This is a genomic window from Streptococcus sp. CL5.50 (assembly GCF_049738015.1).
Taxonomy (GTDB): Bacteria; Bacillota; Bacilli; order Lactobacillales; family Streptococcaceae; genus Streptococcus; species Streptococcus mitis_CA.
Genome location: NZ_JBKOTR010000008.1, coordinates 105404 through 131280 on the forward strand (window position 1 = coordinate 105404; position 25877 = coordinate 131280).

The 25877-nt window shown below is 39.3% G+C and carries 24 protein-coding genes; 19 read left to right on the plus strand and 5 right to left on the minus strand.

Going from position 1 to position 25877, the window contains the following annotated elements; translation table 11 throughout:
* Positions 1–36 precede the first annotated feature (36 nt).
* The 10 genes from ACLNCV_RS06805 (at position 37) to ciaH (ending at position 9318) form a co-directional block, all read left to right on the plus strand.
* Complete coding sequence (locus ACLNCV_RS06805) at positions 37–963, plus strand: aldo/keto reductase (RefSeq protein WP_424845025.1); 927 nt, start codon at positions 37–39, stop codon at positions 961–963.
* Between the two features lie 99 nt (positions 964–1062).
* Positions 1063–1299 carry a DUF2829 domain-containing protein gene (locus tag ACLNCV_RS06810; protein WP_060628540.1) on the plus strand — a complete coding sequence of 79 codons (237 nt, stop codon included), beginning with the start codon at positions 1063–1065 and terminating at the stop codon, positions 1297–1299.
* Positions 1292–1990 (plus strand): 3-oxoacyl-ACP reductase, encoded by a 699-nt coding sequence (locus tag ACLNCV_RS06815; protein WP_424845026.1) that lies wholly within the window; start codon positions 1292–1294, stop codon positions 1988–1990. Before ACLNCV_RS06810 ends, ACLNCV_RS06815 begins: the two co-directional genes overlap by 8 nt.
* 9 nt (positions 1991–1999) lie before the next feature.
* On the plus strand, positions 2000–2479 hold the full coding sequence (locus ACLNCV_RS06820; RefSeq protein ID WP_125454532.1) for an NUDIX hydrolase: 480 nt from the start codon (positions 2000–2002) through the stop codon (positions 2477–2479).
* A gap of 7 nt (positions 2480–2486) precedes the next feature.
* Positions 2487–3215, plus strand: coding sequence for a GNAT family N-acetyltransferase (locus tag ACLNCV_RS06825; RefSeq protein ID WP_125454533.1), 729 nt, complete (start codon positions 2487–2489; stop codon positions 3213–3215).
* Between the two features lie 44 nt (positions 3216–3259).
* A complete protein-coding gene (locus ACLNCV_RS06830) occupies positions 3260–4129 on the plus strand; it encodes a putative PEP-binding protein (RefSeq protein ID WP_049542977.1) in 870 nt (289 codons plus the stop codon).
* The gene (locus ACLNCV_RS06835; RefSeq protein WP_049542979.1) at positions 4104–4544 is read left to right on the plus strand and encodes an ASCH domain-containing protein; all 441 of its coding nucleotides are present in this window, start codon (positions 4104–4106) and stop codon (positions 4542–4544) included. Before ACLNCV_RS06830 ends, ACLNCV_RS06835 begins: the two co-directional genes overlap by 26 nt.
* 120 nt (positions 4545–4664) lie before the next feature.
* Complete coding sequence (locus tag ACLNCV_RS06840; RefSeq protein ID WP_424845027.1) at positions 4665–7211, plus strand: M1 family metallopeptidase; 2547 nt, start codon at positions 4665–4667, stop codon at positions 7209–7211.
* 108 nt (positions 7212–7319) lie between these two features.
* Positions 7320–7994: a two-component system response regulator CiaR gene (ciaR, locus tag ACLNCV_RS06845; RefSeq protein WP_000590639.1), complete on the plus strand. Its 675-nt coding sequence runs from the start codon at positions 7320–7322 to the stop codon at positions 7992–7994.
* Complete coding sequence (gene ciaH, locus ACLNCV_RS06850; protein WP_153198788.1) at positions 7984–9318, plus strand: two-component system sensor histidine kinase CiaH; 1335 nt, start codon at positions 7984–7986, stop codon at positions 9316–9318. Before ciaR ends, ciaH begins: the two co-directional genes overlap by 11 nt.
* 33 nt (positions 9319–9351) lie before the next feature.
* On the opposite strand, the gene ACLNCV_RS06855 is transcribed toward ciaH, so the two are convergent.
* Positions 9352–9639: a DUF3270 domain-containing protein gene (locus ACLNCV_RS06855; RefSeq protein WP_049488701.1), complete on the minus strand. Its 288-nt coding sequence runs from the start codon at positions 9637–9639 to the stop codon at positions 9352–9354.
* Positions 9640–9997: 358 nt separating this feature from the next.
* Here ACLNCV_RS06855 and ACLNCV_RS06860 point away from each other — a divergent pair, with 358 nt between their 5' ends.
* The 9 genes from ACLNCV_RS06860 to ezrA all read left to right on the plus strand — a co-directional run bounded on the left by ACLNCV_RS06860 (position 9998) and on the right by ezrA (position 21697).
* Positions 9998–11053, plus strand: a complete 1056-nt coding sequence (locus ACLNCV_RS06860; RefSeq protein ID WP_049542989.1) for an ABC transporter permease — start codon at positions 9998–10000, stop codon at positions 11051–11053.
* 13 nt (positions 11054–11066) lie between these two features.
* Entirely contained in the window at positions 11067–11747 is a 681-nt protein-coding gene (locus ACLNCV_RS06865) for an ABC transporter ATP-binding protein (RefSeq protein WP_049542991.1), read from the plus strand.
* Between the two features lie 127 nt (positions 11748–11874).
* The gene (locus ACLNCV_RS06870) at positions 11875–12804 is read left to right on the plus strand and encodes a peptidase U32 family protein (RefSeq protein ID WP_150922612.1); all 930 of its coding nucleotides are present in this window, start codon (positions 11875–11877) and stop codon (positions 12802–12804) included.
* Positions 12805–13002: 198 nt separating this feature from the next.
* Positions 13003–15453, plus strand: a complete 2451-nt coding sequence (locus ACLNCV_RS06875) for a bifunctional DnaQ family exonuclease/ATP-dependent helicase (RefSeq protein ID WP_261077903.1) — start codon at positions 13003–13005, stop codon at positions 15451–15453.
* A gap of 36 nt (positions 15454–15489) precedes the next feature.
* Positions 15490–16713 (plus strand): FtsW/RodA/SpoVE family cell cycle protein, encoded by a 1224-nt coding sequence (locus tag ACLNCV_RS06880; RefSeq protein ID WP_150922614.1) that lies wholly within the window; start codon positions 15490–15492, stop codon positions 16711–16713.
* 10 nt (positions 16714–16723) lie between these two features.
* A complete protein-coding gene (locus ACLNCV_RS06885; RefSeq protein ID WP_125454544.1) occupies positions 16724–17278 on the plus strand; it encodes a DJ-1 family glyoxalase III in 555 nt (184 codons plus the stop codon).
* Between the two features lie 85 nt (positions 17279–17363).
* Positions 17364–17927 (plus strand): HAD family hydrolase, encoded by a 564-nt coding sequence (locus ACLNCV_RS06890; protein ID WP_185757728.1) that lies wholly within the window; start codon positions 17364–17366, stop codon positions 17925–17927.
* Positions 17928–17941: 14 nt separating this feature from the next.
* Positions 17942–19888, plus strand: a complete 1947-nt coding sequence (gene gyrB, locus ACLNCV_RS06895; protein WP_424845028.1) for a DNA topoisomerase (ATP-hydrolyzing) subunit B — start codon at positions 17942–17944, stop codon at positions 19886–19888.
* A gap of 81 nt (positions 19889–19969) precedes the next feature.
* A complete protein-coding gene (gene ezrA, locus ACLNCV_RS06900) occupies positions 19970–21697 on the plus strand; it encodes a septation ring formation regulator EzrA (protein WP_049515687.1) in 1728 nt (575 codons plus the stop codon).
* A 47-nt stretch (positions 21698–21744) separates the two neighbouring features.
* Here the strand turns inward: ezrA and ACLNCV_RS06905 are convergent, their stop codons facing one another.
* From ACLNCV_RS06905 to ACLNCV_RS06920, 4 genes are all read right to left on the minus strand, one after another.
* Complete coding sequence (locus ACLNCV_RS06905) at positions 21745–22377, minus strand: GNAT family N-acetyltransferase (protein ID WP_261028838.1); 633 nt, start codon at positions 22375–22377, stop codon at positions 21745–21747.
* A 135-nt stretch (positions 22378–22512) separates the two neighbouring features.
* Positions 22513–22812, minus strand: coding sequence for a DUF1827 family protein (locus tag ACLNCV_RS06910; protein WP_000767189.1), 300 nt, complete (start codon positions 22810–22812; stop codon positions 22513–22515).
* 58 nt (positions 22813–22870) lie between these two features.
* Positions 22871–23323, minus strand: coding sequence for an NUDIX hydrolase (locus ACLNCV_RS06915; protein WP_125454548.1), 453 nt, complete (start codon positions 23321–23323; stop codon positions 22871–22873).
* 129 nt (positions 23324–23452) lie between these two features.
* Positions 23453–25711: an ATP-dependent Clp protease ATP-binding subunit gene (locus ACLNCV_RS06920; RefSeq protein WP_261126455.1), complete on the minus strand. Its 2259-nt coding sequence runs from the start codon at positions 25709–25711 to the stop codon at positions 23453–23455.
* Between the last annotated feature and the right edge of the window lie 166 nt (positions 25712–25877).

Sequence of the window (25877 nt, forward strand, 5' to 3'; positions counted from 1 at the left end):
TAAATGAAGAATGTAGAATCAAAGGAGAAAAATTTGATGAGATACATAACTCTTGGTCAAGATGACAAAGAATTATCAGAAATTGTTCTCGGAATGATGAGAATAGAAGATGAGTCCGTAAAAGAAGTTGAAGAGCTTGTAGAAACAGCACTTTCTGTTGGAATCAATGCTTTTGACTTGGCTGATATATATGGTCTTGGTCGTTGTGAAGAACTGTTAGGTCTTGTCCTAAAAAATCGTCTAGATTTAAGAGAAAAGATGTGGATTCAGTCAAAATGTGGCATTCGCATTGAAGAATTTATCTATTTTGATTTTTCTAAGGACTATATTATAAAATCAGTAGACGGTATTTTGCAAAGATTGAAGATTGATCATCTAGATAGCTTGCTTCTTCATCGACCAGATGCTTTGATGGAATCTGACCAAGTAGCAGAAGCCTTTGATCTCCTTTATAAACAAGGTAAGGTCCGAAATTTTGGAGTTTCTAATCAAAATCCTATGATGATGGAGTTACTTAAAAAAGATGTCAAGCAGCCGTTAGCTGTTAATCAGCTACAATTGAGTGCGGCTTTTACACCAGGATTCGAATCAGGTTTTCATGTTAATATGGAAGATAGTCAAGCAGCTATGCGAGATGGCAGCATTTTTGAATATTGCCAATTACACGATGTGGTCATTCAAGCATGGTCTGTCTTACAATTCGGGTATTTTAAAGGGAATTTTGTTGGAAATGAGAAATTTCAAGCTTTAAATCAAGTACTTGATCGTTTAGCTATTAAATATGGAGTAACCTCTTCAACTATTGCCATTTCTTGGATATTGCGTTATCCAGCAAAAATGCAGGCAGTCGTAGGTACAACAAATCCTAAGCACTTGAGAGAAGTTAGCCAAGCGGCAAACTTTAGCTTAACAAGAAAAGAATGGTATGAAATTTATCTAGCTGCAGGGAATAATTTGCCGTAAGTAGAAGCAGATGTAAATAAATCACAGTCAAAAAGCCGTTTTAAAGCGGTTTTTTTGTTATAATGAAGGGGAGAATTATTGATATTAAAGGAGAAAAACATGACATTTGAAGAGATCCTGCCTGGCTTAAAGGCTAAGAAAAAATATGTACGAACTGGTTGGGGAGGTGCGGAAAACTATGTCCAACTTTTTGACACCATTGAACAAAACGGGGTTGCACTTGAAGTGACACCTTATTTCCTAATCAACGTGTCTGGAGAAGGAGAAGGTTTTTCCATGTGGAGTCCGACACCTTGTGATGTTTTGGCGATAGATTGGGTAGAAGTGAATGACTAAACGTGTATTGATTACAGGAGTGAGTTCAGGGATTGGTCTGGCTCAAGCTTGCCTCTTTTTAGAGAAGGGCTATCAAGTTTATGGAGTTGACCAAGGTGAAAATCCACTCTTAGAGGGTGATTTTCACTTTTTACAGAGAGATTTGACCTTGGACTTGGAACCTGTTTTTGATTGGTGTCCTCGGGTTGATGTTTTGTGCAATACTGCGGGAGTTTTGGATGATTATAAACCACTTTTGGAACAGACAGCGCAGGAAATTCAAGAAATTTTTGAAATTAACTACGTTACTCCAGTAGAGTTGACTCGCTATTATTTGACGCAAATGTTGGAGAATAAAAAGGGAATCATCATCAATATGTGCTCTATTGCTTCTAGCCTAGCAGGTGGCGGTGGACACGCCTATACTTCTTCGAAGCACGCCTTGGCTGGCTTCACCAAGCAGTTGGCTTTAGACTATGCAGAAGCTGGGATTCAGATCTTTGGTATCGCTCCAGGAGCAGTCAAGACAGCTATGACTGCTGCGGACTTTGAGCCAGGTGGTTTAGCGGACTGGGTGGCTAGTGAAACACCAATCAAGCGTTGGATTAAGCCAGAGGAAATAGCAGAGATTAGCCTTTTCTTAGCAAGTGGAAAAGCAAACACCATGCAGGGACAAATTCTGACAATAGATGGCGGATGGTCTTTGAAGTAGGAGGATCTGATGGAAATCAAAAGACACTTTGGAGTCTACGCTGTTTGCTTTGAAAATGGGAAGTTACTCTGCATTGAAAAAACGAGAAGCCCTTATCAACATCGGTATGATCTACCTGGAGGCAGTCAGCAACTTGGTGAAGGACTGACGGAAACGCTGACTAGAGAAGTTTTGGAAGAGACGGGATACACTGTTAGAAGCTACTCCAATCCTCGAATCTACGATATTTTTGTCAGGGAAGAATTAAAAAATTTTATGGTTCACCATGTCATGGCCTTGTATGATGTTGAAATGAATGAGGAGGCACCTCAAGTTACGATTTCGGAAGCTGTATCTGATGGTGCGAATGATTCGCTGGGATATGTTTGGATGGATATTCAAAAAATCACGGAAGAAAATGCATCGCCATTAGTATTGAAGGTTAAGACTGAATTATTAGGATTTCCAGAATTGGACAAGACCTTGTATATGAATTGGAAGGTGAAGTAGGGGGATAATGGAACTATTTAAAACATGGAAGAAAAATATGGTTCTCTATGGTCTTAAATCTCAAATCGGAACTGTCTACCGAAACAGTGATAGGACAACAAGCTTTTATGATGTTGGGAATTTTCTATACCTAGCAGGGGAGTTGGATTCCAGATTTTGGGAAGATTTTGTTAGGAAATATGGTTTAGATTATAAGATTATTATTTCAGAAAATACCAATTGGCAAGATTTTCTGCATCGGAAAGTGGAGCTAATTTCTTTTACTCGTTATTCTTTTAAAGATAAGGAAAATTTTCAAGTTGAATTTCTAAATAATCTAGTTAGTCAGTTAGAGGAAGATTACAATATTGTGCCTATTGATAATCATATTTATAACTGCTTTTCTGAGGAAGAATGGTCACAAGATTTACAGGGGGATTTTGAGTCCTATCAGGATTTTGTTTTAAAAGGTGGATTTGGCTTTGTGATTCTTAAAAATAATGAACTGATTGCTGGGATTTCCTCAGGGTTAGTTTACCGTGGAGCAGTTGAAGTGGAAGTTGCAACTAGACCAAACGAACAAGGAAATGGATTTGCTAAAAAACTTGGTGCTGCAATGATTCTAGAGAGTTTAAATAGAGATATGTTTCCTATTTGGGATGCTCATAACGAGGCTTCCAAAAAAGTAGCAGAATTTTTAGGATATGAGTTAGTTGAACCTTATGAAGCTTTTGAACTAGAGGAAAGTTTCATATAATGATAATGATATCTGATATTGTATCTTTTAAGACGAGGTGAATGATGAAAAACCAACTTGCTCTTAGTGGCGAAAAACTTGATGAAAAAGTTTACCCACAACTATTTCACCACATTGGAATGATTCGTGGGGAATACTTGTTGAGAGAACTCAACCAAAACATACTACTACCAAGTTGCCAGAAATTTGTGAAAGATTATCTTGATACTATTTGCTCCCTGTACTCAGGTAAGGAAGTTTGGTATCGTTTTTCTGAATTAACGAATACAGAAGCTAATTGTCTAAAGGGGACTAAAGAGTATTTTGATGAAAATCATCCCTTGTTTGGATATAGAGGAACGAGGCGTTTGCTGGCGTGTCCGGATGAATTTCAGGCTGAAGCACATGTCGTTACAGAAGTTTATCAAAACAATCCCAATCTATCTGTTATCTTTCCTTTTGTCAATGATGCTGAGCAGTTAAAGCAAGCTATTACAGTATTGCGTCAGCAGGGTTTTACTGGGAAAATTGCCACGATGATTGAATTACCGTCAGCATATTTTGACTTGGACAGCATACTGGAAGCTGATATTTCAAAGATTGTAGTTGGAATGAATGATTTGACTTCTTTTGTTTTTGCCACTGTGAGAAACAGTCAATGGCATGATATGGAAAGTCCAATTATGTTAGATATGTTAATACAGATGCAGGATAAAGCAAGGATGGAAAAGATTGATTTTGCTGTAGCAGGCTATCTGAATACTTCTTTCATACAAAAAATGAATCAGATGGGTATCGAATGCATTATCCACTATAGTTCTATTCCAGAGATTTTTAATTTAGAGATTGACCATCCAGATCATCTTAAACACATAAAAGAAGAAAGTAAAAAATTACAAAGGAGCACCCATGACACCGCAAGAAATGTGGAATGACTACAAGAAAATTAACCCCTCTATAGGAGATGAAATCGATGCTTGGGCTTTTGGAGTGGAACCAGATCTTTTAGCAGATTTGGTTTTAAAAGGCGAAAAGACTGCAACAGCCTCAGCCTACGACCTCTATGCACTAGAAGCCGAGTCTCTTCCTCAAGAAGGGACCTTTGATGTCATTTTAGACAGTCAAAATCAGGCTGTCTGTATTGTCGAAATTACAAAGGTTTCTGTTGAATCCTTCAATCGAGTGTCAGCTGAACATGCCTATAAGGAAGGTGAGGGAGACAAATCACTTACCTATTGGCGTCAGGTTCATGAGAATTGTTTCGCCGAGTGGCTGAAAGAAGTAGGACTGACTTTTACACCTGAAAGCAAGGTTGTTTTAGAAGAATTTCGCAAGGTCTACCCACTGTAGACTGCAGAAGGAAGAAAGTTTTGGAAATCGCTGTCCAATCCTTTTTTCTTAAGCAAAACATGATATAATAAGTTTGTTTGAAGAAGAGCTCTAGCTCTTAAACTTAGATAGGAGAAAACTATGCAAGCAGTTGAACATTTTATTACGCAATTTGTTCCTGAACATTATGATTTATTTTTAGACTTGAGTCGTGAGACCAAGACGTTTTCAGGGAAAGTGACCATCACTGGTCAAGCACAGAGTGACCGCATCTCCCTCCACCAAAAAGACTTGGAAATCGCTTCTGCAGAAGTTGCAGGTCAAGCTCGTCCATTTACAGTTGACCATGAAAATGAAGCCCTTCATATTGAATTAGCTGAGGCTGGTCAAGTTAAAGTGGCTATCGCTTTCTCAGGAAAAATTACAGACAACATGACAGGGATTTACCCTTCTTATTACACAGTTGATGGAATCAAGAAGGAAGTTTTGTCTACTCAGTTCGAGAGTCATTTTGCGCGCGAAGCCTTTCCATGTGTGGATGAGCCAGAAGCCAAAGCAACTTTTGACCTCTCTCTACGTTTTGACCAAGCAGAAGGTGAAGTGGCCTTGTCTAACATGCCAGAAATCGATGTTGAAAACCGTAAGGAAACAGGTATCTGGAAGTTTGAGACAACACCTCGCATGTCTTCTTACTTGTTAGCCTTTGTTGCGGGTGATTTGCAAGGTGTGACGGCTAAAACTAAAAACGGTACCCTTGTAGGTGTCTACTCAACCAAAGCCCACCCATTATCTAACCTTGATTTCTCACTGGACATCGCTGTTCGCTCAATCGAGTTTTACGAAGATTACTATGGAGTTAAGTATCCAATCCCTCAATCTCTCCATATCGCCCTTCCTGACTTCTCAGCTGGTGCTATGGAAAACTGGGGTCTTGTGACCTACCGTGAAGTTTGCTTAATTGTAGATGAAAACTCTACATTTGCCAGTCGTCAACAAGTTGCCCTTGTTGTGGCCCATGAATTGGCTCACCAATGGTTTGGCAATCTCGTTACTATGAAATGGTGGGATGACCTTTGGCTCAATGAAAGCTTTGCTAACATGATGGAATATGTCTGTGTGGATGCCATTGAGCCAAGCTGGAATATCTTTGAAGATTTCCAAACAGGTGGAGTGCCTCACGCTCTTGAACGAGATGCGACTGATGGTGTTCAGTCTGTCCACGTCGAAGTTAAACATCCAGATGAAATCAATACGCTCTTTGACGGAGCTATCGTCTATGCCAAAGGAAGTCGCCTCATGCACATGCTTCGTCGTTGGCTAGGTGATGCCGATTTTGCCAAAGGTTTGCATGCCTACTTTGAAAAACATCAGTACAGCAATACAATTGGTCGTGACCTTTGGGATGCTCTTGGTCAAGCGTCTGGACGTGATGTCGCAGCCTTTATGGATTCTTGGTTGGAACAGCCTGGTTACCCAGTTCTCACTGTCAAAGTTGAAAATGATGTTTTGAAGATTTCACAAAAACAATTCTTTATCGGTGAGAACGAAGACAAGAACCGTCTCTGGGTTGTGCCACTCAATAGCAACTGGAAAGGCTTGCCTGATACACTTGAAACTGAAAGCATCGAAATTCCAGGCTACGCAGCTCTTCTTGCTGAAAACAAAACAGCACTTCGCCTCAACACAGAAAATACAGCCCACTACATTACAGACTATCAAGGAGACTTGCTAGATGCTATTCTTGCTGACCTAGTTGAACTTGATAACACAAGCAAATTGCAGATTGTTCAAGAACGACGTCTGCTTGCTGAAGCAGGGCACATTTCTTATGCTGACTTGCTTCCAGTCCTTGATAAGCTTGCTAAGGAAGAATCTTACCTTGTCGTTTCAGCTGTCTCTCAAGTAATTTCTGCCCTTGAGCGCTTTATCGATGAAGGAACAGAAGCTGAAAGAGCCTTCAAAGCCTTGGTTGCTAAATTGGCTCGTCACAACTATAACCGTCTTGGTTTTGAAGCTAAAGACGGAGAATCAGATGAGGATGAATTGGTTCGTCAGTTGGCTGTTTCTATGATGATTCGCTCAAATGATGCAGAAGCTAGTCAAGTCGCTAGCCAAATCTTCGCGGCTCACAAGGAGAATCTTGCAGGACTTCCAGCAGCTATTCGCTCACAAGTTCTGATCAATGAGATGAAACATCATGAGACTAAAGACTTGTTAGCACTTTATCTTGATACTTATACTCATGCAACAGATGCTGTCTTTAAACGTCAGTTGGCAGCTGCTCTTGCCTATAGTAAAGATGCGGACAATATCCAAACTTTGATTGCTGCTTGGAAGGACAAATTTGTGGTTAAACCACAAGACTTGTCTGCTTGGTATTACCAATTCCTAGCTCACCAAGTAACTCAGGAAACAGCTTGGTCTTGGGCTCGTGAAAACTGGGCTTGGATTAAGGCAGCCCTTGGAGGAGATATGAGCTTTGATAGCTTTGTTATCCTTCCTGCGCATGTATTTAAGACTCAGCAACGTTTGGCAGAGTACAAGGAATTCTTTGAACCGCAACTTTCTGACCTTGCTCTTAGCCGTAACATCGGTATGGGAATCAAGGAGATTGCAGCGCGTGTTGACTTGATTAACCGTGAAAAAGCTGCAGTGGAAGCAGTCGTTCTTCAGTACGGAAATGCATAAATAAGCCTAAAATAAAAAGAAAACTCAGCTATCTCATGTAAAATGCAGAGAGTTGAGTTTTTTTTAAGGCAAATTTGGTATAATGGTTTTAATAAGGAGGAGTTTCTCATGATAAAAATCTTATTAGTTGAGGATGACCTAGGCCTGTCAAATTCGGTATTTGACTTTTTAGACGATTTTGCGGATGTCATGCAGGTATTTGATGGGGAAGAAGGTCTCTACGAAGCTGAGAGTGGAGTCTATGATTTGATTTTGCTCGATTTGATGTTGCCTGAAAAAAATGGCTTCCAAGTCTTGAAAGAATTGCGCGAAAAGGGGATTACGACTCCAGTTCTGATCATGACTGCCAAGGAAAGTTTGGATGACAAGGGACATGGTTTTGAACTAGGAGCGGATGATTATCTGACCAAACCTTTCTACCTAGAAGAACTCAAAATGCGGATTCAAGCCCTTCTCAAACGTTCAGGTAAGTTTAATGAAAATACCTTGACTTATGGAAATATTGTGGTTAATTTGTCAACCAATACCGTTAAGGTTGAAGATACTCCTGTCGAATTACTGGGGAAAGAGTTTGATTTATTAGTTTATTTCCTTCAAAATCAAAATGTTATTTTACCCAAGACTCAGATTTTTGATCGTCTATGGGGATTTGATAGTGACACAACGATTTCGGTTGTCGAAGTTTATGTTTCAAAAGTCCGTAAGAAATTAAAAGGAACCACTTTTGCAGAGAATTTGCAAACCTTGCGCAGTGTTGGGTATATTTTAAAAGATGTTCAGTAAACTAAAAAAAACATGGTATGCGGATGATTTTAGTTATTTTATCCGCAACTTTGGTGTCTTCACTCTGATTTTCTCTACCATGACTCTGATTATTTTGCAGGTCATGCATTCGAGTCTCTATACTTCGGTGGATGATAAGCTTCATGGGCTGAGTGAAAATCCTCAGGCAGTTATTCAGCTTGCTGTAAATAGGGCAACAGAAGAGATTAAAGACTTAGAGAATGCTACTACAGATTCTAGCAAGACTGAGGTGAAACCAAATGTCAGCTCCAATACGGAGGTTATTCTTTTTGATAAGAATTTTACCCAGCTCCTTTCTGGAAATCGATTTTTGGGATTGGATAAGATTAAGTTAGAGAAGAAAGAACTAGGTCATATCTATCAGATTCAGGTTTTTAATAGCTATGGACAAGAAGAAATCTATCGCATGATTTTGATGGAAACGAATATCAGTTCAGTTTCAACCAATATCAAGTATGCGGCTGTCTTGATTAATACCAGTCAGTTGGAGCAAGCAAGTCAAAAGCATGAGCAATTGATTGTGATTGTGATGGCAAGTTTCTGGATTCTGTCTTTGCTTGCCAGTCTCTATCTGGCTAGGGTCAGTGTTCGTCCTCTTCTTGAGAGCATGCAGAAGCAACAGTCCTTTGTGGAAAATGCCAGTCATGAGTTACGAACTCCACTCGCAGTTTTGCAAAATCGCTTAGAGACCCTTTTTCGCAAGCCAGAGGCAACCATTATGGATGTGAGTGAAAGCATTGCATCGAGTTTGGAAGAAGTCCGAAATATGCGGTTTTTGACGACGAACTTGTTGAATTTAGCTCGTAGAGATGATGGGATTAAGCCGGAACTTGCAGAAGTTCCAACCAGTTTTTTCAATACGACTTTCACAAACTATGAAATGATTGCTTCGGAAAATGACCGTGTCTTCCGTTTTGAAAATCGCATCCATCGAACGATTGTCACAGATCAACTTTTACTAAAACAACTGATGACCATCCTATTTGATAATGCTATCAAATATACTGAGGAGGATGGTGAAATTGATTTTATGATTTCAGCGACTGATCGTAATCTGTATTTACTTGTGTCTGATAATGGAGTCGGTATTTCCGCGGAAGATAAGAAGAAAATTTTTGATCGTTTTTATCGAGTGGACAAGGCTAGAACCCGTCAAAAAGGTGGTTTTGGTTTAGGTTTATCCCTAGCCAAGCAAATTGTAGATGCCCTAAAAGGAACCATTACTGTTAAAGATAATAAACCAAAGGGAACAATCTTTGAAGTGAAGATTGCCATCCACACACCATCTAAAAAGAAAAAATAAAAATATCGCTCCAGACGGGGCGATATTTTGGATTTATCTTCTACGTTTTCGTTTGATGATAGACCGTTGAACTTTTAAAACAAGTAAGCTGGATCCGATTGCTGCGGCAAATGCAAGAGCAGGTGATAATTTTAATGCTAAAAAGATAAAACTAAAGATAGCAATACAGATACAAAAAACAGCGATATTAACAAAAAATAGGATTTCCTTGAGATTGGCATCAGATTGCGCTTCAGGTGTATAATCTTGATAGCGAGGAACCTGCTGACTTAATTCTTCTTGATAGTCTACCTCATAGGATTGTAATTTTCTTACGGGCATTATTCTCTCCTTAACAGTACATACCTATTTTATCATTTTTTCAGCAGAGAATTATTACAGAAAGGTTACAAAAAGAATAAAGTCCCTTTTCAAAATCACTTTTCTTGACACCATAATGTGAAAATGATAGGATGGATGGACACCAAATACTTATTAATATTCATAATTGCTTATATTATCAAGGAAATAGAGCTACCAAATGATTCTTTTTTACGAAAATGTGTTTCCTTATTTTCTTGATTTTATTTAATTTGATTAGTGAGATTTGTTTTGAATACAGAGACAGATTTTCTGTCTCCTATTTTTATAGTAGTAGGGTGTCTAATCGATACCTCTTGAAAAGTTAAAGGAGATAAGCATGTATCTTGCTATCAAAGAAATATTACAAAACAAACTTCGATATAGTTTGATTTTAACTACCATTTTTCTTATCGCTTTCATGGTCTTTTTTATGACCAGCTTAGCTCTTGGTCTTGTGCGAAACAACCGAGCCGCTATTGATAATTGGCAAGCGACGGGTGTGGTTTTATCTGACTACGCAAATGATAATTTGACGGCATCTTTTATTCCTGAAAAGGATTATAAGGATAAGAGTTCTAAAGAGGCAGCTCCACTGGGTTATATGTTCGCTGTGACCAATCTAGTCGGTGATAGTGAAAAGGTCAATGTTTCCATCTTTGCTCAGGAGTGGGACTCTTTTATTTCACCTAGTTTGAAGGAGGGGCGTTATCCTGAAGGGGACGATGAGGTGGTTGTGGATCAGTCCTTTGAGAATTATGGAATCAAGCTAGGTGATGCCATTCAACTCAATGGAAGCGAAGTAAGTTACAAGATTGTAGGGCTGACTCAAGGAAATAAATTTTTTACTGAGCCTGTTGTCTTTTCGAGTTTGACAACTTATTGGACCTTACAAGGAACTTTAAAATCTAATAAATCGATCTCTGCCTTGGTATTGAAAAATGATATAGAATTGGCTGGCGATGGATTGAAACAGATTTCCATCCCAAAAATGATTTCGAAAATTCCTGGTTACACACCTCAAGTTAATGTATTTTCAGGGATGATTCTTGCTATGATTATCATTACAGGCTTGATTGTGGGTATATTTGTTTATATCATTACCATACAAAAACTAGGACTTTATGGAATAATGCGGGCTCAGGGAATACAGATCAAAACTATTGTATGGTCTCTTTTCTGTCAAATCTTCTTCCTAGCTGGTATGGGGATCGCTTTAGCCTTGCTTGCTATTGGAGGAGTGATTTTAGTCTTGCCAGCTACCTTCTTTTTCTACCCAAGTTGGTTAGCCTATTCTGTCCTAAGCTTGGTGATTTGTTTGATGGCCATGCTAGGTGGTGTCATTTCACTTCCACGCTTGCTAAAGGTGGACCCGATTACTGCGATTGCAGAATGATAAGGAGAATAGTATGACAGCATTGATTGAAATGACTCAAGTGACAAAAACCTACGGGGAAGGAAAGATGAAAGTCGTAGCCCTGCATGAGACGAATTTTCAGCTAAATGCAGGAGAGTTCGTAGCTATCGTTGGGCCTTCAGGTTCTGGAAAGACGACTTTTCTAACGACTCTAGGACAACTTCAGGAAGCATCGAGTGGAAAGATTTTGGTAAAGGGGAAGGAAACAGGCAGTTTGACGGAGAAGGAGAAAACAGACCTCCGTTTTAGAGAGTTTGGCTTTATTCTTCAGGCTTCAAACTTAATTCCTTTTCTAACGGTCAAGGAACAGCTGGATTTGATTGACAGACTAGATAAGGGAAAAAATAGTAAAAGTGATCGAAAAGAGTTACTTGACTTGTTGGATTTGGAAAAGGTACAAGATCAGTATCCCAAGGCTTTATCAGGTGGCGAATGTCAACGGGCCGCAATTGCTAGAGCACTTTATAACAATCCAAGCATCGTTCTTGCAGATGAGCCGACAGCCAGTCTGGATACCCAGCGTGCTTACCAAGTAACGGAGATGTTGGCTGCCATTGCCCACGAACAAGGTAGAGGAGTTATCATGATTACACATGATACACGACTTCTTGATAAGGTTGACCGTATTTATGTTATGAATGATGGTTACCTAGTTGAAAAATCACTTACATAAAATGAGAGTGAACTGTGCTAGTTACTGTTCACTTTTTAATTGCAAACCTTAAAAAATGACTTTGCCTTTTTTAGAAAATTCCCAGTATTCATAGCTGATTTTTGAGAAATGTGGTATAATTTTTCTTATGGAAAAGATTATCATTACAGCAACTGCTGAAAGTATTGAACAAGTTAAACAACTGCTCGAAGCTGGCGTAGACCGTATCTATGTCGGTGAGAAAGATTTTGGTCTTCGTCTGCCAACGACCTTTAGTCATGACCAATTGCGTGAAATCGCTAAGCTGGTTCATGATGCTGGTAAGGAATTGATCGTTGCAGTCAATGCCCTCATGCACCAAGATATGATGGATCGTATCAAGCCCTTCCTCGATTTCTTGGAAGAAATCAAGACAGACTATATTACGATTGGGGATGCAGGTGTCTTTTACGTAGTCAACCGCGATGGTTATTCATTTAAGACCATCTACGATGCTTCGACTATGGTAACTAGCAGTCGTCAGATAAACTTCTGGGGACAAAAGGCTGGCGCATCTGAGGCTGTATTGGCGCGTGAAATTCCATCGGCTGAACTCTTTAAGATGCCAGAGATTTTGGAAATTCCTGCTGAAGTGTTGGTTTATGGAGCTAGTGTCATTCATCATTCTAAGCGTCCGCTCTTGCAAAACTACTATAACTTCACGCATATCGATGATGAAAAGACTCGCAAGCGTGACCTTTTCTTGGCAGAGCCAAGTGACCCAGAGAGCCATTATTCCATTTTTGAAGATAATCATGGTACCCACATCTTTGCCAACAATGATCTTGATTTGATGACCAAATTGACAGAATTGGTAGAGCATGGTTTCACTCACTGGAAACTAGAAGGGCTCTACACTCCAGGTCAGAACTTTGTTGAGATTGCAAAACTCTTTATCCAAGCGCGTAGCTTGATTCAAGATGGTAACTTTAGCCATGACCAAGCCTTCTTGCTGGATGAAGAAGTGCGTAGACTTCACCCTAAAAACCGTTTTCTTGATACAGGATTCTACGACTACGATCCTGACATGGTTAAATAAAGTAAATGATTCGTTGAGAGAAGGAAGATGCAAACATTTCTTCTCTCAATTTTTTCTTATTCTCCAATATTTTCAAAAAATTAGTAGGCTAGAATGCTCTGTTTGTTGGGATTTTTAATACAAGTAACCTTCTTGAGTTTGAAAATTATCCCATGTTTGCAGGTGCCAAATAGCCCTTTTTTTGGTATAATTTTTATAATGAAAACGATTGGTAATCGCTATGTTGTGGTGGATTTAGAGGCAACTAGCACAGGTAGTAAGGCTAAAATTATCCAAGTGGGGATTGTTGTGATTGAGGACGGAAAAATCGTCGATCACTATACGACGGATGTCAATCCACATGAACCCTTGGATGCTCATATCAAAGAACTGACAGGATTGACAGACCAACGTCTGGCGCAAGCACCTGATTTTTCGCAAGTTGCTAGAAAAATCTTTGACTTGGTGGAGGATGGGATTTTTGTAGCACATAATGTTCAGTTTGATGCTAATCTCTTGGCGGAAAATTTATTTTTTGAAGGCTATGAACTAAGAAATCCTCGTGTTGACACGGTCGAATTGGCTCAGGTCTTTTTCCCTGAACTGGAAAAATATAGTTTGCCGATATTGTGTCGAGAATTAGGAATTCCTCTTAAACACGCTCACACAGCCCTTTCAGATGCCCAAGCTACAGCGGAATTACTTCTTTTTTTACGAGAAAAGATGGCCCAACTTCCTAAAGGACTCTTGGAACGCTTGCTGGAAATGGCTGACGCCCTCTTATATGAGTCCTACCTGGTTATTGAAGAAATTTATCGCAGCCAATCTATCCTGAGTTCTCCAGACTTGGTCGAAGTTCAAGGACTGTATTTCAAGAAAACTGGAGCTCCCCTGGAGCCACGAAAACTATCCCAAGATTTTTCTAAAAATATTTCTTTGTTGAACCTTGAAGTGAGGGAACGACAAGAAAGTTTTGCTAAAGAGATTGGCTTGCTATTGAAAGATGAGCCTGTCTCTCTGATTCAAGCACCGACAGGGATTGGGAAAACCTATGGCTATCTCTTACCCGCTTTATCTCAAGCCAAAGAGCATCAAATTGTTCTTAGTGTTCCGACAAAGATTCTTCAAAATCAGATCATGGAAGAAGAAGGTAAACATCTCAAGGAAGTGTTCCATATAGATATTCATAGTTTAAAGGGACCACACAATTATCTGAAGCTGGATTCCTTTTATCGTTCCTTGCAGGAAAATGATGAAAATCGCTTATTTAGACGCTTTAAAATGCAACTCTTGGTCTGGCTGACTGAGACAGAGACAGGAGATTTGGATGAAATCGGGCAACTATACCGTTACCAACATTTTCTAACAGATCTTCGTCATGACGGGAATTTATCATCTCAGAGCTTATTTGTGACGGAAGATTTTTGGAAACGTAGTCAAGAAAGGGCACAAACCTGCAAGCTTTTAGTGACCAATCATGCCTATCTTGTAACCAGACTTGAAGATAATCCTGAATTTGTCAGCGACCGTTTATTGATTATTGATGAAGTTCAAAAGATTTTGTTAGCTCTAGAAAATCTGCTTCAAGAGACCTACGATATCCAGTCTATTATCGATTTGCTTGATAAGGCTTTACTGGAGGAGCAAAATAAGGTTCAGCAACGAATACTAGAAAGTATTCGCTTTGAGTGCCTTTACTTGATTGAACAATTTCAGTCTGGAAAATCTAGGAAAAATATCTTGGATTCTCTGACCAATCTCCATCAGTATTTTTCAGAATTAGAGGTAGAAGGCTTTGAGGAGCTGGTTCGCTATTTTACAGCTGACAGAGATTACTGGCTTGAAGCAATTGAAACGAGTCAAAAGAAAATTCAGATTTCTTCTACAAAATCAGGCCGTATTCTTCTATCTTCTTTAATACCTAATTCATGTCAAGTCTTGGGAGTGTCGGCTACTCTTGAGATTAGTCAGAGGGTTTCTTTGGCAGATCTTTTAGGCTACCCTGAAGCCAAATTTGTCAAGATTGAAGCTCGGGGAAAACAGGATCAAGAAGTGGTCTTGGTCAAGGATTTTCCCTTGGTAACAGAAACCTCCTTAGAAGTCTACGCCAAAGAGGTAGCTGATTTGCTGATGGATGTTCAAGATTTCCAGCAACCGATTTTAGTTCTCTTTACTGCTAAAGACATGCTTCTAGCAGTATCGGATTTACTTCCAGTTAGCCACTTGGCCCAGTATAAAAATGGGGATGTTCATCAGCTTAAGAAACGCTTTGAAAAAGGTGAACAACAAATCCTGCTAGGTGCAGCAAGTTTCTGGGAGGGAGTTGATTTTTCAAGTCATCCTTTTGTGATTCAAGTTGTACCAAGACTTCCTTTCCAAAATCCTCAAGAGCCCTTGACGAAAAAGATTAATCAGGAACTGAATCAGGAAGGAAAAAATGCCTTTTATGATTATCAGTTGCCAATAGCCATTATTCGTTTAAAGCAAGCTTTGGGAAGAAGTATGAGACGCGAACACCAACGTTCCTTAACTCTTATTTTGGATAGGAGAATTGTCGGAAAGCGATATGGCAAACAGATAGTAGCATCTCTAGCAAAAGAAGCGACCGTTAAAACCGTCTCTCGATCCGAAGTTGATGAGGCTATTGATAAATTTTTAAATGAACTTTGATAAATAGTATTGTATGAAGGTATAAGGTTAGTATATATGAAACGTTCTCTCGACTCTAGAGTCGATTATAGTTTGCTCTTGCCAGTATTTTTTCTACTGGTTATTGGCGTGGTGGCTATCTATATAGCTGTTAGTCATGATTATCCAAATAATATTCTGCCCATTTTAGGGCAGCAGGTCGCCTGGATTGCCTTGGGGCTTGTGATTGGTTTTGTCGTCATGCTCTTTAATACAGAATTTCTTTGGAAGGTGACTCCTTTTCTGTATATTTTAGGCTTGGGACTTATGGTCTTGCCGATTGTCTTTTATAATCCAAGCTTAGTTGCATCAACGGGTGCCAAAAACTGGGTATCGGTAAATGGTGTTACCTTGTTCCAGCCGTCAGAATTTATGAAGATATCCTATATCCTCATGTTGGCTCGTGTGATTGTCCAATTTACAAAAAAACATAAGGAATGGAGACGTACAGTTCCGCTGGACTTCTTGTTGATTTTCTGGATGATTCTCTTTACCATTCCAGTCCTAGTTCTTTTGGCACTTCAAAGTGACTTAGGGACGGCTTTGGTTTTTGTAGCCATTTTCTCAGGAATCGTCTTGCTATCAGGAGTTTCTTGGAAAATTATTATCCCAGTTTTTGTGACTGCTGTAACAGGAATTGCTGGTTTCTTAGCTATTTTTATCAGCAAGGACGGCCGGGCTTTTCTCCATCAACTGGGAATGCCGACCTACCAAATTAACCGTATTTTGGCTTGGCTCAATCCATTTGACTTTGCCCAAACAACCACTTACCAACAGGCTCAAGGACAGATTGCCATTGGAAGCGGTGGCTTATTTGGACAAGGGTTTAATGCTTCTAATCTGCTTATTCCAGTTAGAGAGTCTGATATGATTTTCACGGTCATTGCAGAAGATTTTGGCTTTATTGGCTCAGTCCTTGTTATCGCCCTTTATCTCATGCTGATTTACCGTATGTTGAAGATTACTCTTAGATCAAATAACCAGTTCTATACCTATATTTCCACAGGTTTGATTATGATGTTGCTCTTCCATATCTTTGAGAATATCGGTGCCGTGACAGGTTTGCTTCCTTTGACTGGGATTCCCTTGCCTTTTATTTCGCAAGGAGGATCGGCTATTATCAGTAACTTGATTGGCGTTGGCTTGCTTTTATCGATGAGTTACCAGACAAATCTAGCTGAAGAAAAGAGCGGAAAAGTTTCATTCAAACGGAAAAAGGTTGTATTAAAACAAATCAAATAAGGAGAAAATCATGGTAAAAGTAGCAGTTATGTTAGCTCAAGGCTTTGAAGAAATTGAAGCTTTGACAGTTGTAGATGTCTTGCGTCGTGCAAATATTACTTGTGATATGGTTGGTTTTGAAGAGCAAGTGACTGGTTCGCATGCAATCCAAGTCAGAGCAGATCGTGTCTTTGATGGCGATTTATCAGACTATGATATGATTGTTCTTCCTGGAGGGATGCCTGGTTCTGCACATTTACGCGATAATCAGGCCTTGATTCAAGAATTGCAAAGCTTCGAGCAAGAAGGGAAGAAACTGGCAGCCATTTGTGCTGCACCAATTGCCCTCAATCAAGCAGAGCTATTGAAAAACAAGCAGTACACTTGTTATGACGGTGTTCAAGAGCAAATTCTTGATGGTCACTACGTCAAGGAAACAGTAGTGGTAGATGGTCAATTGACAACCAGTCGAGGCCCTTCAACAGCCCTTGCCTTTGCCTACGAGCTGGTAGAGCAATTAGGAGGAGACGCAGAGACTTTACGAACAGGAATGCTCTATCGAGATGTCTTTGGTAAAAATCAGTAAAACGGGAGTCAAACTCTCGTTTTTTTATGTGGAAAACTCAGGGAAATCATCGCTTTTTTAAGGAAAAAATGGTATAATGAAAGCTATGAAATATCACGATTATATCTGGGATTTAGGTGGAACTTTACTAGATAATTACGAAACTTCAACAGCTGCCTTTGTTGAAACATTGGCACTGTATGGTATCACACAAGACCATGACAGTGTCTATCAGGCTTTAAAGGTTTCTACTGATTTTGCGATTGAGACATTCGCTCCCAACTTAGAGAATTTTTTAGAAAAGTACAAGGAAAATGAAGCCAGAGAGCTTGAACACCCGATTTTGTTTGATGGAGTTTCTGATTTATTGAAAGATATCTCAAATCAAGGTGGCCGTCATTTTTTGGTCTCTCACCGAAATAATCAAGTCTTGGAAATTTTAGAAAAAACCTCTATAGCAGTTTATTTTACAGAAGTGGTGACTTCTAACTCAGGCTTTAAGAGAAAACCAAATCCTGAGTCCATGCTTTATTTAAGAGAAAAGTATCAGATTAGCTCTGGTCTTGTAATTGGTGATCGTCCTATTGATATCGAAGCAGGTCAAGCTGCAGGACTAGATACCCACTTGTTTACCAGTATCGTGAATTTAAGACAAGTATTAGACATGTAAGAAAAAGGAATAAGATGACAGAAGAAATCAAAAATCTGCAGGCACAAGATTATGATGCCAGTCAAATTCAAGTTTTAGAGGGCTTAGAGGCTGTTCGTATGCGTCCAGGGATGTATATCGGATCAACCTCAAAGGAAGGTCTTCACCATCTAGTCTGGGAAATTGTTGATAACTCAATTGACGAGGCCTTGGCAGGATTTGCTAGCCATATTCAAGTCTTTATTGAGCCAGATAATTCGATTACTGTTGTCGATGATGGGCGTGGTATCCCAGTCGATATTCAGGAAAAAACAGGTCGGCCTGCCGTTGAGACTGTCTTTACTGTTCTTCACGCTGGAGGAAAGTTTGGCGGTGGCGGATATAAGGTCTCAGGTGGTCTTCACGGAGTAGGGTCCTCAGTTGTTAACGCCCTTTCAACTCAATTAGATGTTCATGTCCACAAAAATGGTAAGATTCATTACCAAGAATACCGTCGTGGTCATGTTGTCGCAGACCTTGAGGTGGTTGGAGATACGGATAAAACTGGAACAACAGTTCACTTTACACCGGATCCAGAAATTTTCACTGAAACAACAACCTTTGATTTTGATAAATTAAATAAACGGATTCAAGAGTTGGCCTTTCTAAATCGCGGTCTTCAAATCTCCATCACAGATAAGCGCGAAGGTTTGGAACAAACCAAGCATTACCATTATGAAGGTGGGATTGCTAGCTATGTTGAATATATCAATGAGAACAAGGATGTAATCTTTGATACACCAATCTACACAGATGGTGAGATGGATGATATCACAGTTGAAGTAGCCATGCAGTACACAACTGGTTACCATGAAAACGTCATGAGTTTCGCCAATAATATTCATACCCATGAAGGTGGAACGCATGAGCAAGGTTTCCGTACAGCCTTGACACGTGTTATCAACGATTATGCTCGTAAAAATAAGTTACTGAGAGACAATGAAGACAACCTAACAGGGGAAGATGTTCGTGAAGGATTAACTGCTGTTATCTCAGTTAAACACCCAAATCCACAGTTTGAAGGACAAACTAAGACCAAATTGGGGAATAGTGAAGTGGTCAAGATTACTAATCGCCTCTTCAGCGATGCCTTCTCTGATTTCCTCATGGAAAATCCACAGATTGCCAAACGTATCGTGGAAAAAGGAATTTTAGCTGCTAAGGCTCGTGTGGCTGCCAAGCGTGCGCGAGAAGTCACTCGTAAAAAATCTGGTTTGGAAATTTCCAACCTTCCAGGGAAACTAGCAGACTGTTCTTCTAACAATCCTGCGGAAACAGAACTCTTCATCGTCGAAGGAGACTCAGCTGGTGGATCAGCAAAATCTGGTCGTAACCGTGAATTTCAGGCAATTCTTCCAATCCGCGGTAAGATTTTGAACGTTGAAAAGGCAAGTATGGATAAGATTCTAGCTAACGAAGAAATTCGTAGTCTTTTCACAGCGATGGGAACAGGATTTGGTGCAGAATTTGATGTTTCAAAAGCTCGTTACCAAAAACTTGTTTTGATGACCGATGCCGATGTCGATGGAGCCCACATTCGTACTCTTCTTTTAACCTTGATTTATCGTTATATGAAACCAATCCTAGAAGCTGGTTATGTTTATATCGCCCAACCTCCAATCTATGGTGTCAAGGTTGGAAGCGAGATTAAAGAATATATCCAGCCAGGAGCAGACCAAGAAATTAAACTCCAAGAAGCCTTAGCCCGCCACAGTGAAGGTCGTGCCAAACCAACTATTCAGAGGTATAAAGGTCTTGGTGAAATGGACGATCATCAGTTATGGGAAACAACCATGGATCCCGAGCATCGCTTGATGGCTAGAGTTTCTGTGGATGATGCTGCAGAAGCAGATAAAATCTTTGATATGTTGATGGGGGATCGAGTAGAGCCTCGTCGTGAATTTATCGAAGAAAATGCCGTCTATAGTACACTTGATGTCTAAAAAATCGGGAGAAGTAGTTCCCTTGGTCTAAAAAATATGATATAATCATTACGATTGTTTCAAGTAAAAAAGGAGTTTAATATGTCTGATAGTCTAGTAGTATATCTTATAATTGCAATTGCAATTATATTGCTGATTTCATATGCTATAGCAATTTATGTACGGAAACGCAATGAAAGTAAATTAGCAATTTTAGAAGAGAAAAAAGAAGAGCTGTACAATCTTCCAGTTAATGATGAAGTTGAAGCTGTAAAAAATATGCACTTGATTGGACAAAGTCAAGTGACTTTCCGTGAGTGGAACCAAAAATGGGTTGACCTATCTCTTAACTCTTTTGCTGATATCGAAAATAATCTTTTTGAGGCAGAAGGCTATAACAACTCATTCCGTTTTTTCAAGGCCAGTCATCAAATTGACCAAATCGAGAGTCAAATTACCTTGATTGAAGAAGATATTGCGGCAATTCGCAATGCTTTGGCAGATTTGGAGAAACAAGAGTCTAAAAATAGTGGACGTGTTCTTCATACCTTGGACTTGTTTGAAGAGTTGCAACACCGAGTGGCTGATCATTCTGAAGAATATGGCCAAGGTTTATCTGAAATCGAAAAACAATTAGAAAATATCCAATCAGAGTTTTCTCAGTTTGTTACTTTAAATACTTCAGGTGACCCAGTAGAAGCTGCTGTAATTTTGGATAATGCTGAAAATCATATCTTGGCTTTGAGTCACATTGTTGACCGCCTGCCAGCGATTGTAAAAACATTATCTAAAGAGCTACCTGATCAATTGGAAGATTTGGAGGATGGTTACCGTAAGCTTTTAGATGCTAACTATCATTTTGCTGAAACGGATATTGAATCTCGCTTCCAATTGCTTTATGAATCTTTGAAGAAAAACCACGAAAATATTGCACAATTAGAGTTGGATAATGCTGAGTATGAAAATACTCAAGTTCAAGAAGAAATCAATTCACTCTATGATATCTTTACACGAGAAATCGCTGCTCAAAAAGTAGTAGAAGGCTTAGTTGCAACTCTTCCTACATATTTGAAACACATGAAAGATAGTAATGCTGTTTTAGTGGAAGATATTCAACGATTGAGTAACAATTACCTACTATCTGAAACGGATGTTAGTCATGTTCATAGATTACAAGCTGAGTTAGAATCTTTAGAAGAATCTGTATTGGAACTAACTTCTGAACAAGAGGAACATTCTGAACCTTATTCATTCCTTGAAGAACGTTTGGAAAACTTACAAGCTACTTTGAAGGAAATTGAAGATGAACAAGTTGAGGTTAGTCAACGTCTTGCTCAGATTGAAAAAGATGATATCAATGCTCGCCAGAAGGCAAATGTTTATGTTAATCGTCTTCACACAATTAAGAGATATATGGAAAAACGCAATCTTCCAGGTATTCCTCAGAATTTCTTACAGTTGTTCTTTACAGCAAGTAACCATACTGAAGAGTTGATGGCTGAACTAGAAGAAGCTCGGGTCAATATAGAAGCTGTGAACCGGATGCTTGAAATTGCAACAAATGATATGGAAGCACTTGAAGAAGAAACATATAATATTGTTCAATATGCAACGTTGACAGAACAATTGCTACAGTATTCGAACCGTTATCGCTCATTTGATGAACGAATTCAAGAAGCTTTTAATGAATCATTAGAAATTTTTGAAAAAGAATTTGATTATCATGCTTCATTTGATAAGATTTCGCAAGCTTTGGAAGTTGCAGAACCAGGTGTAACCAACCGTTTTGTCACTTCATACGAAAAAACACGTGAGACGATTCGTTTCTAACATAATAAAAAAGATTTGGTTCTGTGATAAGCAGCACCAAATTTTTTTTATTTATTTATAGTTTTTAAAAATGCCCAGTTACCAATTGATTTTGAACCGTATTCTATCTCCATAAAGTCTAGTAGGACATAATCGTTTTTTTCGTAGAATGAGGCATTTCTTGCTGTGCTGGTAATGAAACCCAAGTGTTTACAGCCTTTTGATTTGACATAAGGTTCAATCCCTTGTGTCAGAAAAGTACTGCCAATTCCCTGTCCCTTACTTTCTATATCGACAGCTAAAGCCATCAAATACCAATCAAACTCTCCTGATTGTTTTAAGTGCTTTTTGGAACGTTTTACAAAGTCAAAGTATTTAAAAAGATTTCGTGGTCGAATGTAGCGAAAAATGTTTGTTCCACCATTTCGTAGATAGGATAGTATACAGAAATCCTTTTGTTGCAAAAGGGCAACTGCAAGTAATTCTCCATCTTGTTCCGCAACTAAACAGTTTCCTTTTTTAATATAGACTCTAGTAAGCAGAATTTGCAATGTTTCTACAAAAGCAGGATAGGAGTCAGGTTTCTTCAAATCGTCTTTTAAAATCGTTAAAAAAGGATAGTCAAGAAAGGAATTGGCTAATAGTTTTCCAATTTTTTCGCTTTCTTCAAGTCTTGCCTCTCTATATATGATATCTCCCATGTTTGTCTCCTTAATTATCTATAAAATCTTGTATGATAAGATTTCAAGATAAAAAATTGGAGATGATCCAAAAAGCAAGTTAGAACCTCGTTTTGTACTATAAGGTCCAAAAAGCTTTTTAAACTCTCCAATTTTTTATTTGGTTGGAATCGAAATTCCAATTAATTTTTCTGAATAGAGGGTTTTGATATTGGCCTCATCAATAGAGTCCTTATCAATTTTACGTTTCAAGAAAAATTCTTGAATAGCTTCGATTTCAGGTTCACGAATAGCGCGGTGTTTGTTTGAGATGAGGATTTCATAGTGAAGCGGAGCTTGGGTAAAAATAACATCAGTATTTCCAGCAGAATAAACCTCAACAAGGGTTGCATCTGTACTTTCTAGCTGGCTTTTAACAAGTTGCGAGTGTGAGTTTGTCGTATTGATTAGCTTCATAACATTTCCTCCGATTTTCTAATTCTATTATAGCACTTTTTGAATAAAGTAGCTTGATTTAGTCAATCTTATGCTGTTTTTTCCAAGATTCAATAGCCCATTTATGGCTACCACGTTTGAGATTTTCAATCGCCTTGTCAATAGGGAACCAGGCAATATGATTAAAGTCTTCTAGTGGCTTTTGCACTTCTTTGAAAGAAGTCGCTTCATAGAGGTAGGCAGGATTGTAGTAGTAGGTGTCACGGTGACGAGAGTAGAAATATTCATCAGCTTGTCCGTAATAGGCACCAATTTCAGCTGTGAAGCCAAGCTCTTCAATCAATTCACGTTTTAGGGCTTCTTGATGATTTTCACCTGCTTCAATTTCGCCACCTGGTAAGAACCAAGCGCCATTGGGAGCTTGAACAAGAACAATTTGTTTTTGTTCAGTATCAGGGATAACAGCATATACGCCATAACGAGCAACATAGTCTGTATTCGCTTTTTTTTCTCCGAAAGTTGGGTTTGCCATTGCATTTTCCTCATTATCTATTATCTTTATTATTATCTTAATGGACAAAGGCCGAGCTGTCAAGAATTTATAGTTATTTTAATAAAAAGGAGCAGAAAATTTTCATTTTCTACTCCTTTTCTATAGGATTTATACTTCTTTTTCAGAAGTCTTTACTTCAGCTTTTTTGGCAGATTTGATTTGAATGTTGCCCTTGCTGGTCATAACTGCCTTTAGGTCTTTTTCACTTGGATTTTCAAGGTAGTAGTCAGTGATTGCGTCCTCAATATAGTCTTGAATAGTACGACGAAGTGGGCGTGCTCCCATTTTTGGATCATAGCCGAGGTCAACCAATTTTTCCTTGACCTTTTCAGTTACAACTAAATGAATGTTGTTGCTAGAAAGGCGCTTGTTAACGTCTGCTAGCATAAGCTCGACAATCTGAAGGAGATTGTCCTTGCTGAGAGCCTTAAATTCTATAATACCATCAAAACGGTTCATAAACTCTGGGCTAAAGAAGTTACCGAGTTCACCGAGAACAGAGTTGGTACGTCCTTCTCTAGCAGCACCAAATCCAACGCTGGCTTCGGCTTTACCAGTCCCAGCATTTGAAGTCATGATGATGATGGCGTCCTTGAAGCTAACGGTACGTCCTTGCCCATCTGTCAAACGACCATCGTCCAAGACCTGGAGGAACATATGCATAACATCTGGGTGAGCTTTTTCGACTTCATCGAGAAGGATGAGGGAATATGGATTGCGACGAACTTTTTCAGTTAATTGCCCAGCCTCATCGTAGCCAACATAACCTGGAGGGGCGCCGACCAACTTAGCCACGCTGTGTTTTTCCATGTATTCACTCATGTCAAAGCGAATCATGCTGTCAGCAGAACCAAAGAGTTCGATAGCTAGTTGTTTGGAAAGTTCTGTTTTACCAACACCAGTTGGTCCGACAAAGAGAAAGCTTCCAATTGGACGGTTTGGCGTACCGAGACCGACACGATTCCGGCGAATAGCCTTGGCAATCTTATCGACTGCATCATCCTGTCCAATAACATGCGACTTGAGATCTTCGGCTAGATGGATGAGTTGAGATTGTTCTTTCTCTTTCAAATCACCAACAGGGATATTGGTTTTCTGCTCGATAATATGCTCAATGGTTTTTTCACTGATGATAGGAGTATCTTGGTCTGTGACCTTTTTCTTTTGCATTTCTTTATACTTGGCAATCTGGTCGCGGAAGTAGGCAGCCTTCTCAAAATCTTCCTCTCGTGTAGCTTGAGATTTTAGATTTTCAGCCTCAATCAAGCGCTGATCGATAACTTTAGGATCCACAAAATTTAAGGTCAAGTTCATCTTAGAACCCGCTTCATCTAAGAGGTCAATGGCCTTGTCAGGTAAGAAGCGATCTTGGATGTAGCGATTGGACAGAGTTGCAGCTGCTTCAATTGCAGCATCGGTATACTGAACGTGGTGGTAGTCTTCGTATTTCTTTTGAATGCCTTTGAGGATAGTGACTGTTTCTTCCACTGTTGGTTCATCGACTTTGACAGGCTGCATACGACGCTCTAGGGCAGCATCCTTTTCAATGATACGGTATTCATTGAGGGTAGTGGCACCGACCAGTTGCAGTTCCCCACGAGCAAGGGCTGGCTTGAGGATATTTCCTGCATCCATATTACCATCGCCCGCAGAACCTGCACCAACAATTTCATGGATTTCATCGATAAAGAGGATGATATCCTCACGTTTGCGAATTTCTTCCATGAGTTTTTGCATGCGTTCTTCAAATTGTCCACGGATACCCGTTCCTTGAACTAGGCTAACCACATCCAGACGGATAACTTGTTTGCCTTGGAGTTTATGTGGAACATCGCCATCAACGATTTTCTGAGCTAGACCTTCGACAACGGCAGTTTTTCCGACACCTGGTTCACCGATAAGAACAGGATTATTCTTGGTTCTGCGATTGAGAATTTCTATGACACGGATAATCTCATCGTCGCGCCCAATAACGGGGTCAATATCTCCACGACGGGCAATTTCAGTTACGTTGATACCAAATTCTTCCAGTAGGCCTTTTTCTTGGCTTGGTGGAGGAGTTTGAGCAGGTCCACGATTTTGGGAACCATAACCGCCATTTCCACCGTAACCTCCACCTGATTGGGTTGGGGGAGTCGGAGGAGTATTGTTAGAAGGCCTGAAATTGTTTAGGTCATTGAAGAAATCACCAAAGGGATCAAAGTCACGATTGTTCAGATCCGTCATACCTTTGAAGAGACTATTATTAGGATCTGTTTTGATAATCTTATAGCAGTTTTGACAGAGGTCAATTTGTTTTTGCTTTCCATTAAGATTGGTATAAAGATGAATTGTTGAGTCGTTTATTTTACAGTTTTGACAAAGCATACATCTACCTCATTTCTTTATTTAGCCTGACCTGTTTAATGGTCAAAAATAGTCAAATTTCTATACTCTCATTATAACAGGATTGGGGTGTAAAGCAAGTAAAAAGATTGCAGCTTTGAGAAGTTGTTACAATGAAGAACTTTGTGGATTTGGACTATAAAAAAAT

Excerpts from the sequence above, each read along its gene's own strand:
- ACLNCV_RS06805 (WP_424845025.1), top strand. The coding sequence starts at position 37 with ATGAGATACATAACTCTTGGTCAAGATGACAAAGAATTATCAGAAATT.
- ACLNCV_RS06810 (WP_060628540.1), top strand. The coding sequence starts at position 1,063 with ATGACATTTGAAGAGATCCTGCCTGGCTTAAAGGCTAAGAAAAAATAT.
- ACLNCV_RS06815 (WP_424845026.1), top strand. The coding sequence starts at position 1,292 with ATGACTAAACGTGTATTGATTACAGGAGTGAGTTCAGGGATTGGTCTG.
- ACLNCV_RS06820 (WP_125454532.1), top strand. The coding sequence starts at position 2,000 with ATGGAAATCAAAAGACACTTTGGAGTCTACGCTGTTTGCTTTGAAAAT.
- ACLNCV_RS06825 (WP_125454533.1), top strand. The coding sequence starts at position 2,487 with ATGGAACTATTTAAAACATGGAAGAAAAATATGGTTCTCTATGGTCTT.
- ACLNCV_RS06830 (WP_049542977.1), top strand. The coding sequence starts at position 3,260 with ATGAAAAACCAACTTGCTCTTAGTGGCGAAAAACTTGATGAAAAAGTT.
- ACLNCV_RS06835 (WP_049542979.1), top strand. The coding sequence starts at position 4,104 with ATGACACCGCAAGAAATGTGGAATGACTACAAGAAAATTAACCCCTCT.
- ACLNCV_RS06840 (WP_424845027.1), top strand. The coding sequence starts at position 4,665 with ATGCAAGCAGTTGAACATTTTATTACGCAATTTGTTCCTGAACATTAT.
- ciaR (WP_000590639.1), top strand. The coding sequence starts at position 7,320 with ATGATAAAAATCTTATTAGTTGAGGATGACCTAGGCCTGTCAAATTCG.
- ciaH (WP_153198788.1), top strand. The coding sequence starts at position 7,984 with ATGTTCAGTAAACTAAAAAAAACATGGTATGCGGATGATTTTAGTTAT.
- ACLNCV_RS06855 (WP_049488701.1), bottom strand. The coding sequence starts at position 9,639 with ATGCCCGTAAGAAAATTACAATCCTATGAGGTAGACTATCAAGAAGAA.
- ACLNCV_RS06860 (WP_049542989.1), top strand. The coding sequence starts at position 9,998 with ATGTATCTTGCTATCAAAGAAATATTACAAAACAAACTTCGATATAGT.
- ACLNCV_RS06865 (WP_049542991.1), top strand. The coding sequence starts at position 11,067 with ATGACAGCATTGATTGAAATGACTCAAGTGACAAAAACCTACGGGGAA.
- ACLNCV_RS06870 (WP_150922612.1), top strand. The coding sequence starts at position 11,875 with ATGGAAAAGATTATCATTACAGCAACTGCTGAAAGTATTGAACAAGTT.
- ACLNCV_RS06875 (WP_261077903.1), top strand. The coding sequence starts at position 13,003 with ATGAAAACGATTGGTAATCGCTATGTTGTGGTGGATTTAGAGGCAACT.
- ACLNCV_RS06880 (WP_150922614.1), top strand. The coding sequence starts at position 15,490 with ATGAAACGTTCTCTCGACTCTAGAGTCGATTATAGTTTGCTCTTGCCA.
- ACLNCV_RS06885 (WP_125454544.1), top strand. The coding sequence starts at position 16,724 with ATGGTAAAAGTAGCAGTTATGTTAGCTCAAGGCTTTGAAGAAATTGAA.
- ACLNCV_RS06890 (WP_185757728.1), top strand. The coding sequence starts at position 17,364 with ATGAAATATCACGATTATATCTGGGATTTAGGTGGAACTTTACTAGAT.
- gyrB (WP_424845028.1), top strand. The coding sequence starts at position 17,942 with ATGACAGAAGAAATCAAAAATCTGCAGGCACAAGATTATGATGCCAGT.
- ezrA (WP_049515687.1), top strand. The coding sequence starts at position 19,970 with ATGTCTGATAGTCTAGTAGTATATCTTATAATTGCAATTGCAATTATA.
- ACLNCV_RS06905 (WP_261028838.1), bottom strand. The coding sequence starts at position 22,377 with ATGGGAGATATCATATATAGAGAGGCAAGACTTGAAGAAAGCGAAAAA.
- ACLNCV_RS06910 (WP_000767189.1), bottom strand. The coding sequence starts at position 22,812 with ATGAAGCTAATCAATACGACAAACTCACACTCGCAACTTGTTAAAAGC.
- ACLNCV_RS06915 (WP_125454548.1), bottom strand. The coding sequence starts at position 23,323 with ATGGCAAACCCAACTTTCGGAGAAAAAAAAGCGAATACAGACTATGTT.
- ACLNCV_RS06920 (WP_261126455.1), bottom strand. The coding sequence starts at position 25,711 with ATGCTTTGTCAAAACTGTAAAATAAACGACTCAACAATTCATCTTTAT.